This window comes from Campylobacter sp. CCS1377 (assembly GCF_040008265.1).
Taxonomy (GTDB): domain Bacteria; phylum Campylobacterota; class Campylobacteria; order Campylobacterales; family Campylobacteraceae; genus Campylobacter_D.
In genome coordinates this window covers 586,403-602,342 of sequence record NZ_CP155620.1, presented here as the reverse complement: position 1 = coordinate 602,342, position 15,940 = coordinate 586,403, and the positions used below count along the sequence as shown (strand labels likewise).

At 31.3% G+C, this 15,940-nt stretch carries 14 protein-coding genes; 3 read left to right on the top strand and 11 right to left on the bottom strand.

The annotated features are described in order from the left end of the window. Positions 1-90: 90 nt before the first annotated feature. The 8 genes from AAH949_RS03080 to AAH949_RS03045 form a co-directional block, all read right to left on the bottom strand. Positions 91-612, bottom strand: coding sequence for a WG repeat-containing protein (locus tag AAH949_RS03080; RefSeq protein WP_348518947.1), 522 nt, complete (start codon positions 610-612; stop codon positions 91-93). A gap of 17 nt (positions 613-629) precedes the next feature. Further along, a complete protein-coding gene (locus tag AAH949_RS03075; RefSeq protein WP_348518946.1) occupies positions 630-908 on the bottom strand; it encodes a WG repeat-containing protein in 279 nt (92 codons plus the stop codon). 61 nt (positions 909-969) lie between these two features. Then, positions 970-1,389 carry a DUF805 domain-containing protein gene (locus AAH949_RS03070; protein ID WP_348518945.1) on the bottom strand — a complete coding sequence of 140 codons (420 nt, stop codon included), beginning with the start codon at positions 1,387-1,389 and terminating at the stop codon, positions 970-972. Positions 1,390-1,400: 11 nt separating this feature from the next. Next, complete coding sequence (hemH, locus tag AAH949_RS03065) at positions 1,401-2,309, bottom strand: ferrochelatase (protein ID WP_348518944.1); 909 nt, start codon at positions 2,307-2,309, stop codon at positions 1,401-1,403. A 64-nt stretch (positions 2,310-2,373) separates the two neighbouring features. After that, positions 2,374-3,099, bottom strand: coding sequence for a hypothetical protein (locus AAH949_RS03060; protein WP_134238388.1), 726 nt, complete (start codon positions 3,097-3,099; stop codon positions 2,374-2,376). Positions 3,100-3,605: 506 nt separating this feature from the next. Next, on the bottom strand, positions 3,606-3,734 hold the full coding sequence (locus AAH949_RS03055; RefSeq protein WP_348518943.1) for a hypothetical protein: 129 nt from the start codon (positions 3,732-3,734) through the stop codon (positions 3,606-3,608). A 94-nt stretch (positions 3,735-3,828) separates the two neighbouring features. Next, positions 3,829-4,683, bottom strand: coding sequence for a Gfo/Idh/MocA family oxidoreductase (locus AAH949_RS03050; protein WP_348519129.1), 855 nt, complete (start codon positions 4,681-4,683; stop codon positions 3,829-3,831). Beyond that, positions 4,683-5,762 carry a DegT/DnrJ/EryC1/StrS family aminotransferase gene (locus AAH949_RS03045; RefSeq protein WP_348518942.1) on the bottom strand — a complete coding sequence of 360 codons (1,080 nt, stop codon included), beginning with the start codon at positions 5,760-5,762 and terminating at the stop codon, positions 4,683-4,685. Before AAH949_RS03045 ends, AAH949_RS03050 begins: the two co-directional genes overlap by 1 nt. A 127-nt stretch (positions 5,763-5,889) precedes the next feature. Here AAH949_RS03045 and alaS point away from each other — a divergent pair, with 127 nt between their 5' ends. From alaS to AAH949_RS03030, 3 genes are read left to right on the top strand one after another with little or no spacing between them, the layout of a single operon-like run. Continuing rightward, positions 5,890-8,418 carry an alanine--tRNA ligase gene (gene alaS, locus AAH949_RS03040; protein WP_134238391.1) on the top strand — a complete coding sequence of 843 codons (2,529 nt, stop codon included), beginning with the start codon at positions 5,890-5,892 and terminating at the stop codon, positions 8,416-8,418. A 3-nt stretch (positions 8,419-8,421) separates the two neighbouring features. Continuing rightward, a complete protein-coding gene (gene maf / locus AAH949_RS03035; protein WP_348518941.1) occupies positions 8,422-8,973 on the top strand; it encodes a septum formation inhibitor Maf in 552 nt (183 codons plus the stop codon). After that, positions 8,973-10,904 (top strand): penicillin-binding protein 1A, encoded by a 1,932-nt coding sequence (locus AAH949_RS03030; RefSeq protein ID WP_348519128.1) that lies wholly within the window; start codon positions 8,973-8,975, stop codon positions 10,902-10,904. The genes maf and AAH949_RS03030 overlap by 1 nt, the downstream gene beginning before the upstream one ends. Positions 10,905-10,926: 22 nt before the next feature. On the opposite strand, the gene AAH949_RS03025 is transcribed toward AAH949_RS03030, so the two are convergent. The 3 genes from AAH949_RS03025 to AAH949_RS03015 form a co-directional block, all read right to left on the bottom strand. Beyond that, a complete protein-coding gene (locus AAH949_RS03025; protein ID WP_348518940.1) occupies positions 10,927-11,937 on the bottom strand; it encodes a sugar phosphate isomerase/epimerase family protein in 1,011 nt (336 codons plus the stop codon). After that, a complete protein-coding gene (locus AAH949_RS03020; protein ID WP_348518939.1) occupies positions 11,937-13,205 on the bottom strand; it encodes an MFS transporter in 1,269 nt (422 codons plus the stop codon). Before AAH949_RS03020 ends, AAH949_RS03025 begins: the two co-directional genes overlap by 1 nt. Before the next feature lie 150 nt (positions 13,206-13,355). Further along, complete coding sequence (locus tag AAH949_RS03015; protein WP_348518938.1) at positions 13,356-15,929, bottom strand: AAA family ATPase; 2,574 nt, start codon at positions 15,927-15,929, stop codon at positions 13,356-13,358. Between the last annotated feature and the right edge of the window lie 11 nt (positions 15,930-15,940).

Below are 15,940 nucleotides of genomic sequence, written 5' to 3'. Positions count from 1 at the left end.
CTTCTTTGCTAACTAAACCTATTTTTGAATCTTTTTCTACTAAAAATATCTTTTGATTATAGCTTTTTTGTATATAATCAAATTGTGGTTCTAAAATTTTGCCATCAAAACTTGCAATGCCGTATTTTCTATTTTTTCAATAAGAATGGCATTTTCAACTTGATCTATCTTATCAAATTCAGGTTTTATAACAAATTCTCTTTTTATATTGATAAGCCCCCATTTATCATTTAGCCTCACCTCGGAAAATCCATTGAGAAAACCAGACACAAAATCAAATTTAGGCTTTACAAGCATTTGACCTTTTTTATCGATATAACCCCATTTTCCATTAAGCTTGATTGCAGCAAATCCTTCCTTAAAGTTAGATACGCTATCATATTTAGCTTTTATAGCCATTTTGCCATTTTCATCAATAAAGCCGGTTTTGTCATCAATAACAATCTTTGTAAGTTTTTCATTATTTATAAAAATTATATAAGGTGCTTTTATATTACGCCATTTATCAGGAAGTATAAATTTAGGCTCTAAAATCGTTTTTCCATCTAAAGTAATCAAGCCTAATTTTTCATCTTTTTTAACCACAAAAACACTATCGCTAAAATAGTTCATATCATCAAATTGTGGTTTTAAAATAAATTTTCCACTTTTATCAATAAGCCCATATTTTTATCTTGTGCAACTCTTGCAACGCCATTTTTAAAATCTAAGGCCAAATCAAATTGTGGCTTGATTACAACCGAGCCATTTTGATCTTTAAAACCAAAACGATCATTATCAAAAAATACTTTCCAATTATCTTCTTCGTAAAAAATAGGAGCTTTGGAGCTATAATTTAAAGTATGCGTCCTACACGCAGCCAAAAACAATACTAAAAAAAGCATAATTAAAATTTGAAATTTTTTCATTTAGCGCCTTTGGCTATTGAGTAAATTCTATACAAAAGATTTAAGACTTGTAAAACAAGTCTTAAATTTGAGCAAAATTAACAAGGAAGCTTAAAATTGCGATGATTATTATATTAGCGATAAGATATGGGATAAAATTTCTAGTTTCTGGTATTTGTTCTCCGTATTTGTTAGTAAATTCATTTGATTTTAAACAATGTAAAATTATAAACACAAATACAGGCAAAATCAAAATATACAAAAGCTGCCACCAGCCACTAAATCCTATATCATGCAATCTCCTTGCACCTATAGCAAGCATAGGCAACAAGCTTACAAGCGAAAAAATATTAGCGACAATAGGCAACCACCAAAAAAACAACAAATCCACACAAAAACTAACAAGGATTTGCATGAGCATAATAGCCCAATAATCACCCCTATTCGTTCGCGTCTGAAAATCCAAACCTTGCTTCCAAAAACTTAAATAAAGTTCAAACATTATAATCTCCTTTAAAAATTTAATAAATAATTCAAAATAAACTGAGTAAATTCATCACTATCATTAGGACAAGTGATTAAATCATAATCACATTTTGCTAAATGCTTATACTCCATACCTAGCTCAAAAATCGTTTCAGAGCAATCAATGCAAAAAGAAATAGGATAAATCAAAGCCTTATCATTTAAATTTGCCAAAATATCGCTCGTATTTGGCTCAAGCCATTTTATGGGGCCTAGTTTTGATTGATAAGCTAAAATAATCTTATCAAAATGACCCTTTAATCTTTCTTTTAAAAGCTCTACATGATGATTTATATGTTTTTCATATAAATCGCCCTTATCGATAATACTTTGTGGCAAAGAATGTGCAGAAAATATCAAAGTTTTAGCATCAAACTTGCTTTTTTTGGCTAGTATTTGAGAAACAATCATCTCATTATAAAGCTCATTTTTATAAAAAATATCTACAATTTTCACCTTTGCTTTAATATTTTGCTTTGATATTTCATTTTGTAAAACCTCAAGTGATGAAGTAACCGTAGTGCTTGAGTGATGTGGATAAAGTGGAAAAAGAATAATCTCATCGTTTTCATTTAAGTTATATTTTTGCAAAACTTCATTGGCAAAGGGTGGTACATAAAGATTGACAAAATCAAATTTAAAGTCCTTTGCTTTTGCTTCAAGTTTTTGGCATAAACTTTGCGTAAGCTCATTTAGAGGAGATTTTCCACCCATTTGTTTATAATTTTCTCTCATGGCTTTTACGCGAGATTTTGTTATCATGAATGCCACAAATTTTCTTAAAAATTTATTTTTAATACCTAAAATATAAGGGTCATTAAACATATTTTTCAAAAAAGTTTCACAATCTTGTAAATTCGTAGCTCCACCCATATTTAAAAATAAAACCAATTTCATTAAAAAAACCTTTTTTTAGTTTTATTTTACTTTAATATAAATTTAAAATCAATAAATTTTTTGTCTAATCCATCATCGCCATCATAGGTAATAATGGAAAAATATAAGGAAAAAAGCAAAAAACACAAATAATGAAGCAAACTTGCACTTTTTTATCATATTTTTTAAATAATGAGTAAATTCCATACACTGCAAATAAAACAAAAGTAAATAAAAATAAAAAATACCAACTAAAAGAATCTAAAATAAATTGTTTATAATTTGCAATTTCTATGTGTGATAAGATATTTATAAATAAAACAAAAACACAAAAGAAAACTACTAAGCAAAAATAATTTCTTAGGATATTTTTATTTTTAAAAATGAAATTTAAAATCGCACTCACACAACCCAAAGACGCAAATAAAAAAATCAAAAAATACCAAGTATTATCCATAAAATTAGCTATTTTTGTAAAAATTTCTCCATAATAACTCAAAGCCATCACACATAAAACCCAAAAAATAGCTATGAAAAATTCAACTTTTTTCAAAAAAATACTTAATACCGATAAAATAAATACACCCACAAACACATTTATCATTACCATCGTTAAGGGTGTTCTAAACTCAAACGATAAATCATGTATAAATATCATAGCAAACAGCGTAAAGGGTATAAAAGAAAAATGCACAACAATGCACACAAATAAAATTAGGAGTAAATTTTTATACTTCCAATTTGTAAGCATTATTAAAGGTGAAAAAATACAAAGAGCCCATACTATAAAAACAAGCATTGCAACAAACATTAAAAATCCTTTTTTAATTTTTTAACACAGTGAAATTATAAAATTCATCTATTAATCTCCCCAACCCACCTAAGCACATTGCCTTTACTATCAATTTCTACTTCTAAATCTTTGTATTTGTTATAAAATTTAGGAGCTAAGATTTCATTAAAGTATTTTGTGCCTTTGGCGGGGGGGGGTAATAATTGCATTAATATTATATTTATTCCAACTACTTGGAATATCCCAAGAAGCAATACAAAAATCATCTATATAAAAACACTCTTTATTGATATAATTATCTAAAAAATATTTCCAATTTTTATCTTTATCTTTAGTATAAGCTGATAATGTATTTTGTTTTTCATCGTTTATATAAAAATCAATTAAATCATTTAGAAATATTTTGCAAATACTTTTACAAATTCATCTTGATAATCTCTTGTATAAAGGTTAAAAATCATAAAAAATTCTGCATACACTACATTCTAAGAAATCACATAAAAAACTATACTCTATAATCTCTGTTATATCATTTTATTTACTTGTTTATGTGTGGAAAATATATCAAGAAATGAATTTATATGCAAATCAAGCAAAACATCCCATTGTGGGAAAAATTTTGCATTTATAGTTTCTAAAACTTTAAATTTCATTAAGGTTTTCCTAGGTTATTCTAAAAATTTTAAGAGCTTATTTCTGTATTTTTACTACTTTGAAATTTAGTTTTTATATTTAGTTTATCCAAGGTTAAAATTTTTCTAAAATCTCTTGCACTTCATAGGCATTTTTAATATTTGCTAAATAATTTTCTTTACCTAAAAATAAATCGTATAAAGCCATATGTTCACCAAAAAGCGGTGTTTGTGTTTCAAGCTTTAAATTTTGTCCGTCTTTATGTAAAGAAAAATCTGCCAAATTGGCTTCATAGAAATGGTTTTTGCTTACAAGTGTGATTTTTCTTAGTCTTTGTGTGCTATTCCAGCTTTGATGCATGCAAGCAATGACTTTTTCAAATTTGCAAGTTATAATGCTTTCATCTTCTCTTAACTCATCTTTATTAAAGACTTTTAAAATATTTGCACTTATGATTTTTTCGCCACTTAAAAAATGAAGCAAATCAAGATCATGCACGGCTAAATCTTGTAAAATTCCTACATCGCTAATTCTTTGCGGATAAGTAGAAAATCTTTGTATATTTATACTGATGATTTCTTCGTTTTTAAGTTCTTGTTTTAAGGCCAAAATCGCGGGATTAAATCTTTCACAAAATCCTACTCCCACTTTTACGCCGTGATTTTTAGCTAAATTTGAAATTTCATCAATTTCATCTAAATTTAATGCCAAAGGCTTTTCGATCAATACACATTTGCATTTACGAAAAACCTTTTTAGCGATTTCTAAATGTGAATTTGTAGGCGTTGCGATGATGATAATATCGTTGTTTTGATCTAAAAATTCATCTAAATTTGTAAAAAATGGTGCGTTAAATTCTTTATTTTTAACCACATCAAACAAGGCACTAACTTTAAAATGACTATTTTTACTAAGTTCGTTTAAATGGTTTTGCCCCATTTTTCCAAGACCAATAATACCTACTTTTATCATTTGAAATTCTTAAATACCGCAATGATTTGCTCTTGCTCATCTTCGCTTAAAAATGCGGAAAATGGCAAGGATAAAATGTGTTCGCTTACATATTCTGAATTTGCTAGTTTTAAATGCGAAAATTCACCAAAACAAAGTTGTTTGTGCAGTGGCGTTGGATAGTGGATTGCATAAGGGATATTTGCCTTTTCTAAAGCTTTTAAAACCCTAACTCTATCTTCTACTAAAACACTATATTGCGCGTAAGCACTGATGGCAAATTCATTAATTTTTGGAATTTGACAATTACTTAAGTTTTCATCGTAAATTTTTGCTATCTTTTGTCTTTTGTTTAACTCTTCATCTAAATGCTTTAATTTTACATTTAAAACAGCCGCTTGAAGAGTATCAAGTCTTGCATTTATACCTATAAATTCGTGTTTATAACGCTGCGTTTGTCCGTGGTTGAGTAGAATTCTTAAATTCTTAGCTATTTCATCATCATTACAAAAAATCGCTCCACCATCCCCATAAGCTCCCAAAGGTTTAGAAGGAAAAAAGCTCGTGCAAGAAATTTTAGCAATAGAACAAGATTTTTTACCCTTAAAACTCGCTCCAAAACTTTGCGCACCATCTTCAATCAAGCTTATATTTTTGCTTTCACAAATAGCATTTAAATCTTCTAAATCACTCATTTGCCCAAACATACTTACCACAATGACCGCCTTTGTTTTAGGAGTGATGGCATTTTTTAAAGCTTCAAAATTAATATTAAAATTATCCAAATTTATATCCACAAAAACAGGCTTAGCACCAATTAAAGCCACCATTTCAGCTGTAGCTATAAAGGTAAAACTAGGCACAATAACTTCATCACCTTCCTTGATATTTAAAGCCTTTAAAGCCAGATATAAAGCACTTGTACCACTAGAACAACCAATAGCATGCTTAACGCCCACATATTTAGCTAAATTTGTTTCAAATTCATTTAATTTCGCACCACCTATAAAAGAAGTGCTGCTTAAAACTTCCGAAATTGCATTATCGATCTCTTGTTTATAAGTTTCGTATTGTTTGGCAAGATTGATGAAATTCACTTATTTTCCTTAAGAATTATTAAAATTTAAAAGGCTTATTGTATGTTAGTTTTACTTAATTTAAAGTAATTTTGGTATTATATCTTTTTTAATTTTTTATATTTTATTTAAAGAAAGACAAAAGATTATGGATATTAGAAGCGAATATTTAAATTTTTTTAAGTCAAAAGGACATGAAATCACTCCTTCAAGCCCTTTAGTGCCTGATGATGCGAGTTTACTTTTTACTAATGCCGGAATGGTGCCTTTTAAAAGCATATTTACAGGTGAAGTACCACGCCCAAACCCACCACGCAAAACAAGTTGTCAAACTTGCATAAGAGCTGGTGGAAAGCATAATGACTTAGATAATGTTGGCTACACAGCCCGTCATCATACCTTTTTTGAAATGCTTGGGAATTTTAGTTTTGGAGATTATTTTAAAGAGCAGGCTATTGCTTATGCTTGGGAATTTGTGACTGAAATTTTAAAACTCCCTAAAGATAGACTTTATGTTACCGTGCATGAGAATGATGATGAAGCTTATGAGTTGTGGCAAAAACACATCGAAAAAGATAGAATTTATAAATTTGGCGATAAAGATAATTTCTGGCAAATGGGAGATACAGGTCCATGTGGTCCTTGTAGTGAAATTTTTTATGATCAAGGAAGTGAGCATTTTAATAGTAGTGAAGATTATATGGGTGGCGATGGAGATAGATTCTTAGAAATTTGGAATCTTGTTTTTATGCAATATGAAAGAAGTGCTGATGGCACACTTACTCCATTGCCAAAACCAAGTATTGATACAGGAATGGGACTTGAAAGAGTTACAGCTATAAAAGAAGGTAAATTTAGCAATTTTGATAGTTCGCTTTTTATGCCAATTATTAATGAAATTTCAAAACTTTGCGGTAAAGCTTATGTTTATGAAAGTGGAGCGAGCTTTAGAGTTATAGCTGATCATATAAGATCAAGTGTATTTTTACTCGCACAAGGAACGAGTTTTGATAAAGAAGGCAGAGGTTATGTTTTGCGTCGTATCTTGCGTCGTGCCTTAAGACATGGATATTTGCTGGGATTTAAAAATGCTTTTATGTATAAATTAGTCGATGTGGTTTGTGATTTAATGGGAAATCACTACACTTATTTAAATGAGAAAAAAGACTTTGTTAAAGAACAAATTCGCCTTGAAGAAGAGAGATTTTTAAGCACAATTGAAAATGGAATTGAAATTTTTAATGAAGAGCTTAAAAATACTAAAGAAATTTTTAGCGGGGAAGTGGCTTTTAAACTTTATGATACTTATGGTTTTCCGCTTGATTTAACGCAAGATATGTTAAGAGAGAAAAATTTAAAAGTTGATGAAGCTAAATTTGATGAACTAATGAACGAGCAAAAAAATCGTGCAAAAGCTTCTTGGAAAGGAAGTGGAGATAAGGTAGCAAGTGGGGATTTTAAAGCTTTGCTTGAAAAATTTGGAGAAAATAACTTTGTGGGTTATGAAAAAACAGAATGTGAGAGTAAAATTCTAGCCCTTTTAGATGAAAACTTTAAAGAAGTTTCAAGTCTTAAAGGAAAAGGTTGGGTAATGCTGGAAAATACTCCATTTTACGCAACAAGTGGCGGACAAAGTGCAGATATTGGATATATAAATGAGTGTGAAGTTTTAGACACACAAAAATTCTTTAACCTTAATTTAAGTCTTGTAAATGCAAATGAAGAATTAAAAGTAAATGATCTTGTAAAAGCAAAAATTGATACAGATAAAAGGGAGCAAATCGCAAGACATCACTCTGCAACTCATCTTTTACATCAAGCTTTAAGAGAAATTTTAGGAAGCCATATTTCACAAGCAGGCTCTTTAGTGGAATTTAACAAATTAAGATTTGATTTTACTCATCACAAAGCCTTAGAAAAAAGCGAGCTTGAAATGATAGAAAAAAGAGTCAATGAAATGATTATAAATGCCGATGAAGCCGTGCTAGAAATGATGAGTTTAGAGAGGGCTAAAAAAAGCGGTGCGATTGCTTTATTTAGCGAAAAATACGCTTCAAATGTGCGTGTTTTAACACTTGGAGCAAGTAAAGAACTTTGTGGGGGAACTCATGTAAAAAATACCGCACAAATTGGAAGCTTTTATATAGTAAAAGAAAGTGGCGTAAGTGCTGGAGTAAGACGCATTGAAGCTGTTGCTTCAAGGGCTGCATTAGAATATGTAAAAAGCTTTATCAATGAAAATTTAAGTCTTAAAGAAGAACTTAAAAGCAATGATTTGAGTTTAGGCATTAAAAAACTTAAAAATGAAATCATAAATCTTAAAAATGAACTTAAAAACTCAAACAAAAGCGAGTTAAAAACTCAAACTCTAAAAGGGGTACAAGTTTGCGTAGAGCGCGTGGATAATGGCGATATTAAAGCAATGATTGATGATTTTAAAAATAAATTTAATTCCGCTGTGATTTTACTTTTACAAGCAAAAGATGAAAAAATTACCCTTGCAGCAGGAGTTAAAAACGCTCCTTTAAAGGCAGGAAATATTGTCAAAGAAATTGCACAAATTTTAGGTGGAAATGGTGGCGGAAGAGATGATTTTGCTACTGCTGGTGGTAAGGATATAAGTAAGATTGATGAAGCACTAAATGTGGCTCTAAATTTAATAGAAAAAGGACTTTAATCAATGATAATCCTTGCTTCAAATTCTATTTCTAGGGCGAATTTGTTAAAAGATGCTGGTATTGATTTTAAACAAGTTGGCTTTGATTATAATGAGAATTTGAATAAAAATTTATCCCCTAGTGTTTATGTGCAAAAAATCGTTTTGGAAAAAGAAAAGCAATTTTTAGAGAGTTTTAAAGATGAATTTAAAAATGAAATGTTGCTTTTTGCTGATAGTATAGTTTGCGTGGATAATAAAATTTTAACTAAGGCAAAAGATAAGGAAGAAGCTTATAAAATGCTTAGTTTGCAAAATAATTACAAGGCAAGTATTTTAAGTGCTTTTTTGCTAAGTAACCCTAAAAAACGTATTTTTTCTCTTTCAAAAACTATGCTTTATTTTAAAAAATTTGATGAAAATGCTTTAAAAAAATATGTGGAAAGCGAGATTTTTAAAGGAAAGGCAGGGGCGATTATGTGTGAAGGTTTTCATAAGGACTATATTTATAAACAAATAGGAAATTTAAGCACCGCTTTGGGGCTTGATACCAAAACACTAAAGGCTTATTTATGATGAAAATTTTAAAAACTTGCATTGCTCTTGCTTTATTTTTTATTTTAATTTTTGTTGCTTATGCTTTGTATTTATTTTTCGGGGCAAATATGGATGATTATGCTTTTAAAGAATACCGTCCAGCTCTTACAACACAAATTTATGATCGCAATGGCAAATTGATTGCTAATGTTTTTGAACAACATAGATTTTATGCAACCTACGATGAACTTCCGCCACGCCTTATAGAAGCACTTGTTGCTATTGAAGACACTAGCTTTTTTGAGCATGATGGAGTAAATATCGATGCAATATTTAGAGCAATAATAAAAATCATTAGAAGTGGCGGCAAAACCATGGAAGGCGCTTCAACTCTTACTCAGCAACTCATCAAAAATACAGAATTAACTCCAGAAAGAACTCTAACAAGAAAAGTCAAAGAGGCCATACTTGCTTATAGTATAGAAACTTTTTTAAGCAAGGAAGAAATACTTGAAAGATACCTAAACTACATCTTTTTTGGACATGGATATTATGGAGTAAAAACTGCAGCACAAGGATATTTTCATAAAGAATTAAATGAATTAAGCCTTAAAGAAATTGCTATGCTTGTGGGTATGCCAAAAGCCCCAAGCACTTATGATCCAACCAAACACTTAGATCTTTCTATTTCAAGAGCTAATAATGTCATTAAAAGAATGCACAATCTTGGCTGGATCTCGCAAGAAGAATACACACAAGCCATGTCAGAAGTTCCGCAAGTTTATGATGAAACCCTCACTCAAAACGCTGCTCCTTATGTGGTAGATGAAGTCATAAAACAACTTGAAGGAAATATCACAGATCTTAAAACGGGTGGCTATAAAATAGAACTTGCCATAGACCTTGATGTGCAAAATATGGCTCAAAATGCTTTAAAATTTGGTTATGATGAGATTGTCAAAAGAGATAAAGATGCAAATTTAAGCACATTAAATGGTGCCATGGTTGTGGTAAATCACAAAAATGGAGATGTTTTGGCTTTAGTAGGCGGGGTTGATTATACAAAAAGCAACTATAACCGTGCTACTCAAAGCTCAAGGCAACCTGGAAGTTCTTTCAAGCCTTTTGTTTATCAAGCTGCGATCAATCTTGGATATTCTCCAATGAGTGAAATTGCTGATATTTCGAGAATTTTTGAAAGTACTGAAGAAGATGAGAAAGATTGGAAACCCAAAAACTATGGTGGAAATTTTCAAGGTATGATTACCTTAAAACAAGCTCTAACAGGCTCAAGAAACTTAGCGACCATCAACTTAGCACTTGCTATGGGACTTGATGTTGTCCATCAAAAACTTAGTGAATTTGGTTTTAAAAACATACCCGTTGATCTTTCTATAGTGCTTGGCAGTTTTGGGATTTCTCCTTTAGAATACTCTAAATTTTATACCATGTTTGGAAATTATGGCACCATAAAAGAACCTATTTTAATTAAAAAAGTCAAAAATAAAAACAATGAACTTATTTTTGAATTTATTCCGCAAGAGCAAAAAGTAAGCGAAAGCGAACAAGTATTCTTAACTTTGGATATGATGAAAAATGCAGTTGAACAAGGCACGGGACGCAACGCAAGAGTTAAAGGTATTGAAATAGCAGGAAAAACTGGCACGACTAATAATAGTGTTGATGCTTGGTTTTGTGGTTTAACACCTGAAATTGAAGCACTCATTTGGTATGGAAATGACAATAACAAACCTATGAAAAAAACAGAAGGTGGGGCAAGAACAGCAGCACCTGTGTTTAAAATGTTTATCGAAGAATATATCCAGAAATTTCCAGAAAGCACGAGAAAATTTATGATACCTGCGGAAGTTAAAAAAAGTCTATATAAAGGAGAGATAGAGTATTACACTCCAAAATCTCCTTTTCCAAGACAAAGCGTCGATCAAAGCGAAAGCGAGATTATATTTTAATCCAATTCTTGATTTAATATCCTTACAAAGCATTTAAAATTTCTTTTAAATGCTTCACGCTTTTCTCGCAACCTTCTTTTTGAAGTTTTAAAAGCTTTTCTAAATGCTCTTTTGAAACTTCTTGAGGATAGTAATACTGCATTGCCTTTAAACCCTTAAATAAAGGTTTTTCGATCTTAAAAGTACCCTTTCCAAGCTCACTCACTCCGCCTACTCCTTTTTCTCTTTTAAAAGTAGCACAATAAGGATAACACTGCTCTATATTAATACGCTCTAAACCCGCCTGTTTTAAAATTTCAACACAAGCTTTTATATCGATATTACCCTCACCCAAAGGCACACCACAAACATACTCAATCCCATCTTCAATAAAAACAATATGATCTTTACAATGAGTGCTAAAAGTATATTTTGCCATATCTTTACAAGCCTTAATGGGCTCTTCATAAGCCATCATAGAATTTCCAAAATCATACAAAAACCCTACTCTAGGATGATTGATTAAATTTAGTAATTCTAGCAAATCATCAGAAGTTTGATATTCATGATTTTCAATAGCAAGTTTTAAATCGTATTGCTCTAATAAAGGTATCAAAGCCTTGATTTCCTCGCTTGAATTTAAAAAATCATTCTTATCAAATTTAGCCGTGATTTTAGAATCATCAAACGCCCCATCGCTAGCATTTTTAACCTGCTTGCTTTTATCAGTTAAGGGTACATAGGAGCGAATGATTTTCGCTCCTAAAACCTGTGCTACTTTAGCAATTTTTTCAAATTTAACTCTCTCGAAACCCTTAGAATCAAGCTCGCAATACATATCATACTCATCAAGCTTAGCTCTTATCTTTGCCAAATGAGAAGGCTCGTTGCTTCCTAAGCATCCCCATTCTTCGTCCAATCCAAAATCTTTAATCAAATTTATAATTATTCCATTGCACCCTAATTCCTTAGCAAAATCAATATAAGAAAATATATCCATTCTGCCATTTTGAAACCAAAGGTGCATACTTTCTGTTTCTAAGCCAATTTTCATTACGCTGCCCCTTTTAATGCTTTTTTCTTAGCTATCATTTTAAGCAAGATGGTTGTGACTACCACACCGCAAATTGCAAAAAAGCCCATTAAGGCAAAAACAATTTGATAGCCCAATAAACCCTTAAATTGATCAATAATAAAGCCGTAAAGTGCAAAGCAAAAAAGTTGTGGCGAATAACCAAATATACAAGCTATACTCATCGCAGCACCACTAATCTCTCTTGGCATTTCAATTTCATCCACAGGAGCAAAAAATGTCGCACGCATAGTAAAAACAATAGCCGCAAAACCCAAAGTCAAACTCATACCAAAATAAATGTTTAACTTTTCATGAGGCATAAAAATGAAGATTAAAATTGAAATTGCTGCTAAAACCAAAGCAAAACGCAAATATCTAGTAGATGAATGAAAGGTTTTATCTGCCAAATATCCACCAATTGGACCACCAACTAGCTTTAAGGTGTATTGATTGATAATACCATAAGCACCCACCAAAGCTACAGGCATACCGTAAATATCTTTTAAAAAAGGTATAAAATAAGTAAGCCCACAATACACTGAATAAATAGTAAAAATTGTCAAAGAAACAACCCAAATTTCAGGAGTTTTAACAGCTTTTATAACTCCATTCCAAGCAGCTTTATTTTTGCTAATCTCATGCCCTTGCTCATCTTTGGTATTGATCTTATCATCTTCAAGTAAGAAATATGCCAAGACGCCTGCAATGATAACACAAGCACTATAAAAAAGTATAGCCGCTTTTAAACCACCTGCCCCAGAACCCAAAAGCAAGAAAATTCCTAAAGCACTAAAAGCAACTATAGTATCCACAACACCACGCCCTGCTTCTAAAAACCCAAAAAGTCTTCCTTGTTGCGTAGAATCTCCAAGCAAACGAATAGCTTTTAAAAGCACAGGCCAATACACAACTTCTCCAAACAAAGAAAGCAAACCCCAAGCGATTAAAACCCCATAAAATGATGGAAAAGTAGAAATATAAATTCCAACCAAACCCACACAAATCAAAGAAAATGGTATAAGAATTTTCTTAGAAAATCTATCAGCTATATAAATAGAAGCAAAATTTCCCACCGTTTGAACGATACCATATACAGAAAGCGCGAGTCCAATTTGCGTATTGCTAAGATTCATAAACTCTTGCATAGGCACATAAAAAGCATCCTTTAAAGAAGAGAGCTTAAAAACCGTCCCTCCTCCTATAACCAAAACAATGAAAGTAAACCAACGAATAGGTTTTGCACTCATTCTTCCTCCTTTAGAATAATGTTGAATTTATATAGCATAGCAAAAGAGTAAAGAAAGTGCAAAAGAAAAGTATATATTTTTTAAATTTGTAAGTTTTTGGTAACTTTATAAGATAAAAAAAGTATGATTTATCCTATAAAGTTATTATTTTTAAACTTTTTTAATAATGATTTCATCATTTTGCGTATCGATGATAATCTCATCATTTTCACTTAATTCATCGGCTAGTATCATATCGCTTAACTTATCTTCTACAAGATCATAAATTGCTCTTTTTAAAGGTCTTGCGCCAAAATCAGGATCAAAGCCATCTTTGGCGATTAAAAGCGCAGCATTTTCACTTAAACTTGCTTTTATGCCTTTATTTTCCAAACTAATCTGCAAGTCTTTAAATAAAAGCTTAACGATTTCATAAGCTTCATCTTTGCCCAGTGGATTAAAGGTAATAATATCATCTAAACGATTTAAAAATTCAGGCTTAAAGAAATTTTTTAACTCATTTTTTACCGCATCTTCTTGTTCTTTTCCACTTAAATTCATAATAGCACTTGAGGCGATATTTGACGTTAAAATAATAATGGTATTTTTAAAATCCACTGTTACACCTTTGCTATCTGTAGCCCTACCATCATCTAAAATTCCTAAAAGCACATTAAACACATCTTTATGTGCTTTTTCAACTTCATCAAACAAAAGCACGCTATAAGGCTTTCTACGCACTGCTTCGGTAAGTTCTCCACCTTCTTCATGTCCTATATATCCTGGAGGTGCGCCTAAAAGCCTTGAAACGCTATGTTTTTCCATAAATTCACTCATATCAAAGCGGATCATTGCTTTTTCATCATCAAATAAAAACTTAGCTAAAGCCTTAGCTGATTGTGTTTTTCCTACCCCTGTTGGACCTAAGAATAAAAAACTTCCTATAGGTTTGTTATCTGCATTAAGCCCTGCTTTATTGCGTTTAATGGCTCTTGCTAAAGCACCTAAAGCCTTGTCTTGTCCGATGACACTTTCTTTTAAATGTTTTTCTACTTCTAGGAATTTTTGTTTTTCAGAAGTTAGCATTTTTTGCACGCTAATGCCCGTCCATTTACTTAAAATCCCTGCAACTAAATCTTCATCGACTTGATTTTTAAGCAAAACTCCATTTTCACTCATTTTTTTCCATTTATCCTCTAAATTTGCCACTTCTTTTTCGCATTCTGGAATTTTGCCGTATTCTAATTCTGCTGCTTTTTGAAATTCGCCTTTGTTTTTTGCAAAAATAGCTTCGTTTTTTAAGCTATCAATTTCTTTTTTCTTTAAACTTATGCTATCAAAAACGCCTTTTTCATTTTCAAATTGCGAATTTAAAGCACTTTGTTTTTCTTTTAAATTAGCCAATTCTTTAGAAATTTCATCAAGTCTTTTTTGATTTTTTTCATCATTTTCCATTTTTAAAGCTTCATTTTCCACCTCTAAAGTTTCTATATCTTTACGGACTTTTCTTAAAGAACTTGGTTCGCTTTCAATCTGCATTTTAAGTTCAGCCGCAGCCTCATCGATTAGATCAATTGCTTTATCAGGTAAAAAACGATCTGCGATATAACGTTTTGAAAGCTTAGCAGCAGCGACTAAGGCACTATCATTTATAGTAACATTATGATGAATTTCAAGCTTTTCTTTAATACCTCTTAGCATTGCTAAAGCTTCATTTACACTAGGTTCACCCACATTTACAGGTTGAAAACGGCGTTGTAAGGCCGCGTCTTTTTCAAAATATTTGCGGTATTCTTTTAAAGTTGTTGCGCCTATAGTGTGAAGCTCTCCTCTTGCAAGTGCTGGTTTTAAGATATTTGCCGCATCCATACTTCCTTCACTGGCCCCTGCTCCAACTATAGTATGAATTTCATCGATGAAAAGTATAATATTTTCACTTTTTATGACTTCATTAACTACTGCTTTGAGTCTATCTTCAAATTCTCCACGATATTTTGCTCCTGCGATTAATGCACTCATATCAAGGGCTATGACTTTTTTATTTTGCAAAGACTTTGGCACATCTTTTTTGACAATTCTTTGTGCTAAAGCTTCCACAATTGCTGTTTTTCCCACACCTGGTTCGCCTAAAAGTATGGGATTATTTTTGGTTTTGCGTATAAGAATTTGCATCACGCGTTCAATCTCTTCTTCTCTACCTATAACAGGATCAAGCTTGCCTTCGCTTGCCTTTGCAGTTAAATCTATACCAAATTTATTTAAGCTATCTAAGGTTTCATCACTTGTTTTGCTGTCTATTTTACGCCCTGCTCTTAAGCTTTCGAGTTCTTTTTGAAATTCTTTAATATTTATAAATTTAGCTAAAATTTCTTTGATAGGATTTTTCTCACTTTCGCTTATAAGCCAAGTATCTACGCTTAAATAACTATCGCCATTAGCACTCATTAAGCCTTTTGCGCTTTCTAAGGAATTGATAAAGTCGCTAGAAAAACGTACATTCTCACGATTCACATTAGAACTTGTAGCAAGATTTGAAATTTTGCTTTTAACTTCGAGTTCTAAAGCTTCTTTGGAAATATTTAATTTGTTAAAAATTTGATTTAAAATGCTTTGACTATCTACAACTAAAGCCCAAAAAAGGTGCAATGGAACAATTTCATTATTTTTAGAATGTATTGCTAAAGAAGCAGCACTTTCTACATTTGAAAGCATATTATCGGTTAAAAATTCTTGTATATTTGCCATTTTTTCTCCTT

Excerpts from the sequence above, each read along its gene's own strand:
- AAH949_RS03080 (WP_348518947.1), bottom strand. The coding sequence starts at position 612 with ATGAACTATTTTAGCGATAGTGTTTTTGTGGTTAAAAAAGATGAAAAA.
- AAH949_RS03075 (WP_348518946.1), bottom strand. The coding sequence starts at position 908 with ATGAAAAAATTTCAAATTTTAATTATGCTTTTTTTAGTATTGTTTTTG.
- AAH949_RS03070 (WP_348518945.1), bottom strand. The coding sequence starts at position 1,389 with ATGTTTGAACTTTATTTAAGTTTTTGGAAGCAAGGTTTGGATTTTCAG.
- hemH (WP_348518944.1), bottom strand. The coding sequence starts at position 2,309 with ATGAAATTGGTTTTATTTTTAAATATGGGTGGAGCTACGAATTTACAA.
- AAH949_RS03060 (WP_134238388.1), bottom strand. The coding sequence starts at position 3,099 with ATGTTTGTTGCAATGCTTGTTTTTATAGTATGGGCTCTTTGTATTTTT.
- AAH949_RS03055 (WP_348518943.1), bottom strand. The coding sequence starts at position 3,734 with ATGAAATTTAAAGTTTTAGAAACTATAAATGCAAAATTTTTCCCACAA.
- alaS (WP_134238391.1), top strand. The coding sequence starts at position 5,890 with ATGGATATTAGAAGCGAATATTTAAATTTTTTTAAGTCAAAAGGACAT.
- maf (WP_348518941.1), top strand. The coding sequence starts at position 8,422 with ATGATAATCCTTGCTTCAAATTCTATTTCTAGGGCGAATTTGTTAAAA.
- AAH949_RS03030 (WP_348519128.1), top strand. The coding sequence starts at position 8,973 with ATGAAAATTTTAAAAACTTGCATTGCTCTTGCTTTATTTTTTATTTTA.
- AAH949_RS03025 (WP_348518940.1), bottom strand. The coding sequence starts at position 11,937 with ATGAAAATTGGCTTAGAAACAGAAAGTATGCACCTTTGGTTTCAAAAT.
- AAH949_RS03020 (WP_348518939.1), bottom strand. The coding sequence starts at position 13,205 with ATGAGTGCAAAACCTATTCGTTGGTTTACTTTCATTGTTTTGGTTATA.
- AAH949_RS03015 (WP_348518938.1), bottom strand. The coding sequence starts at position 15,929 with ATGGCAAATATACAAGAATTTTTAACCGATAATATGCTTTCAAATGTA.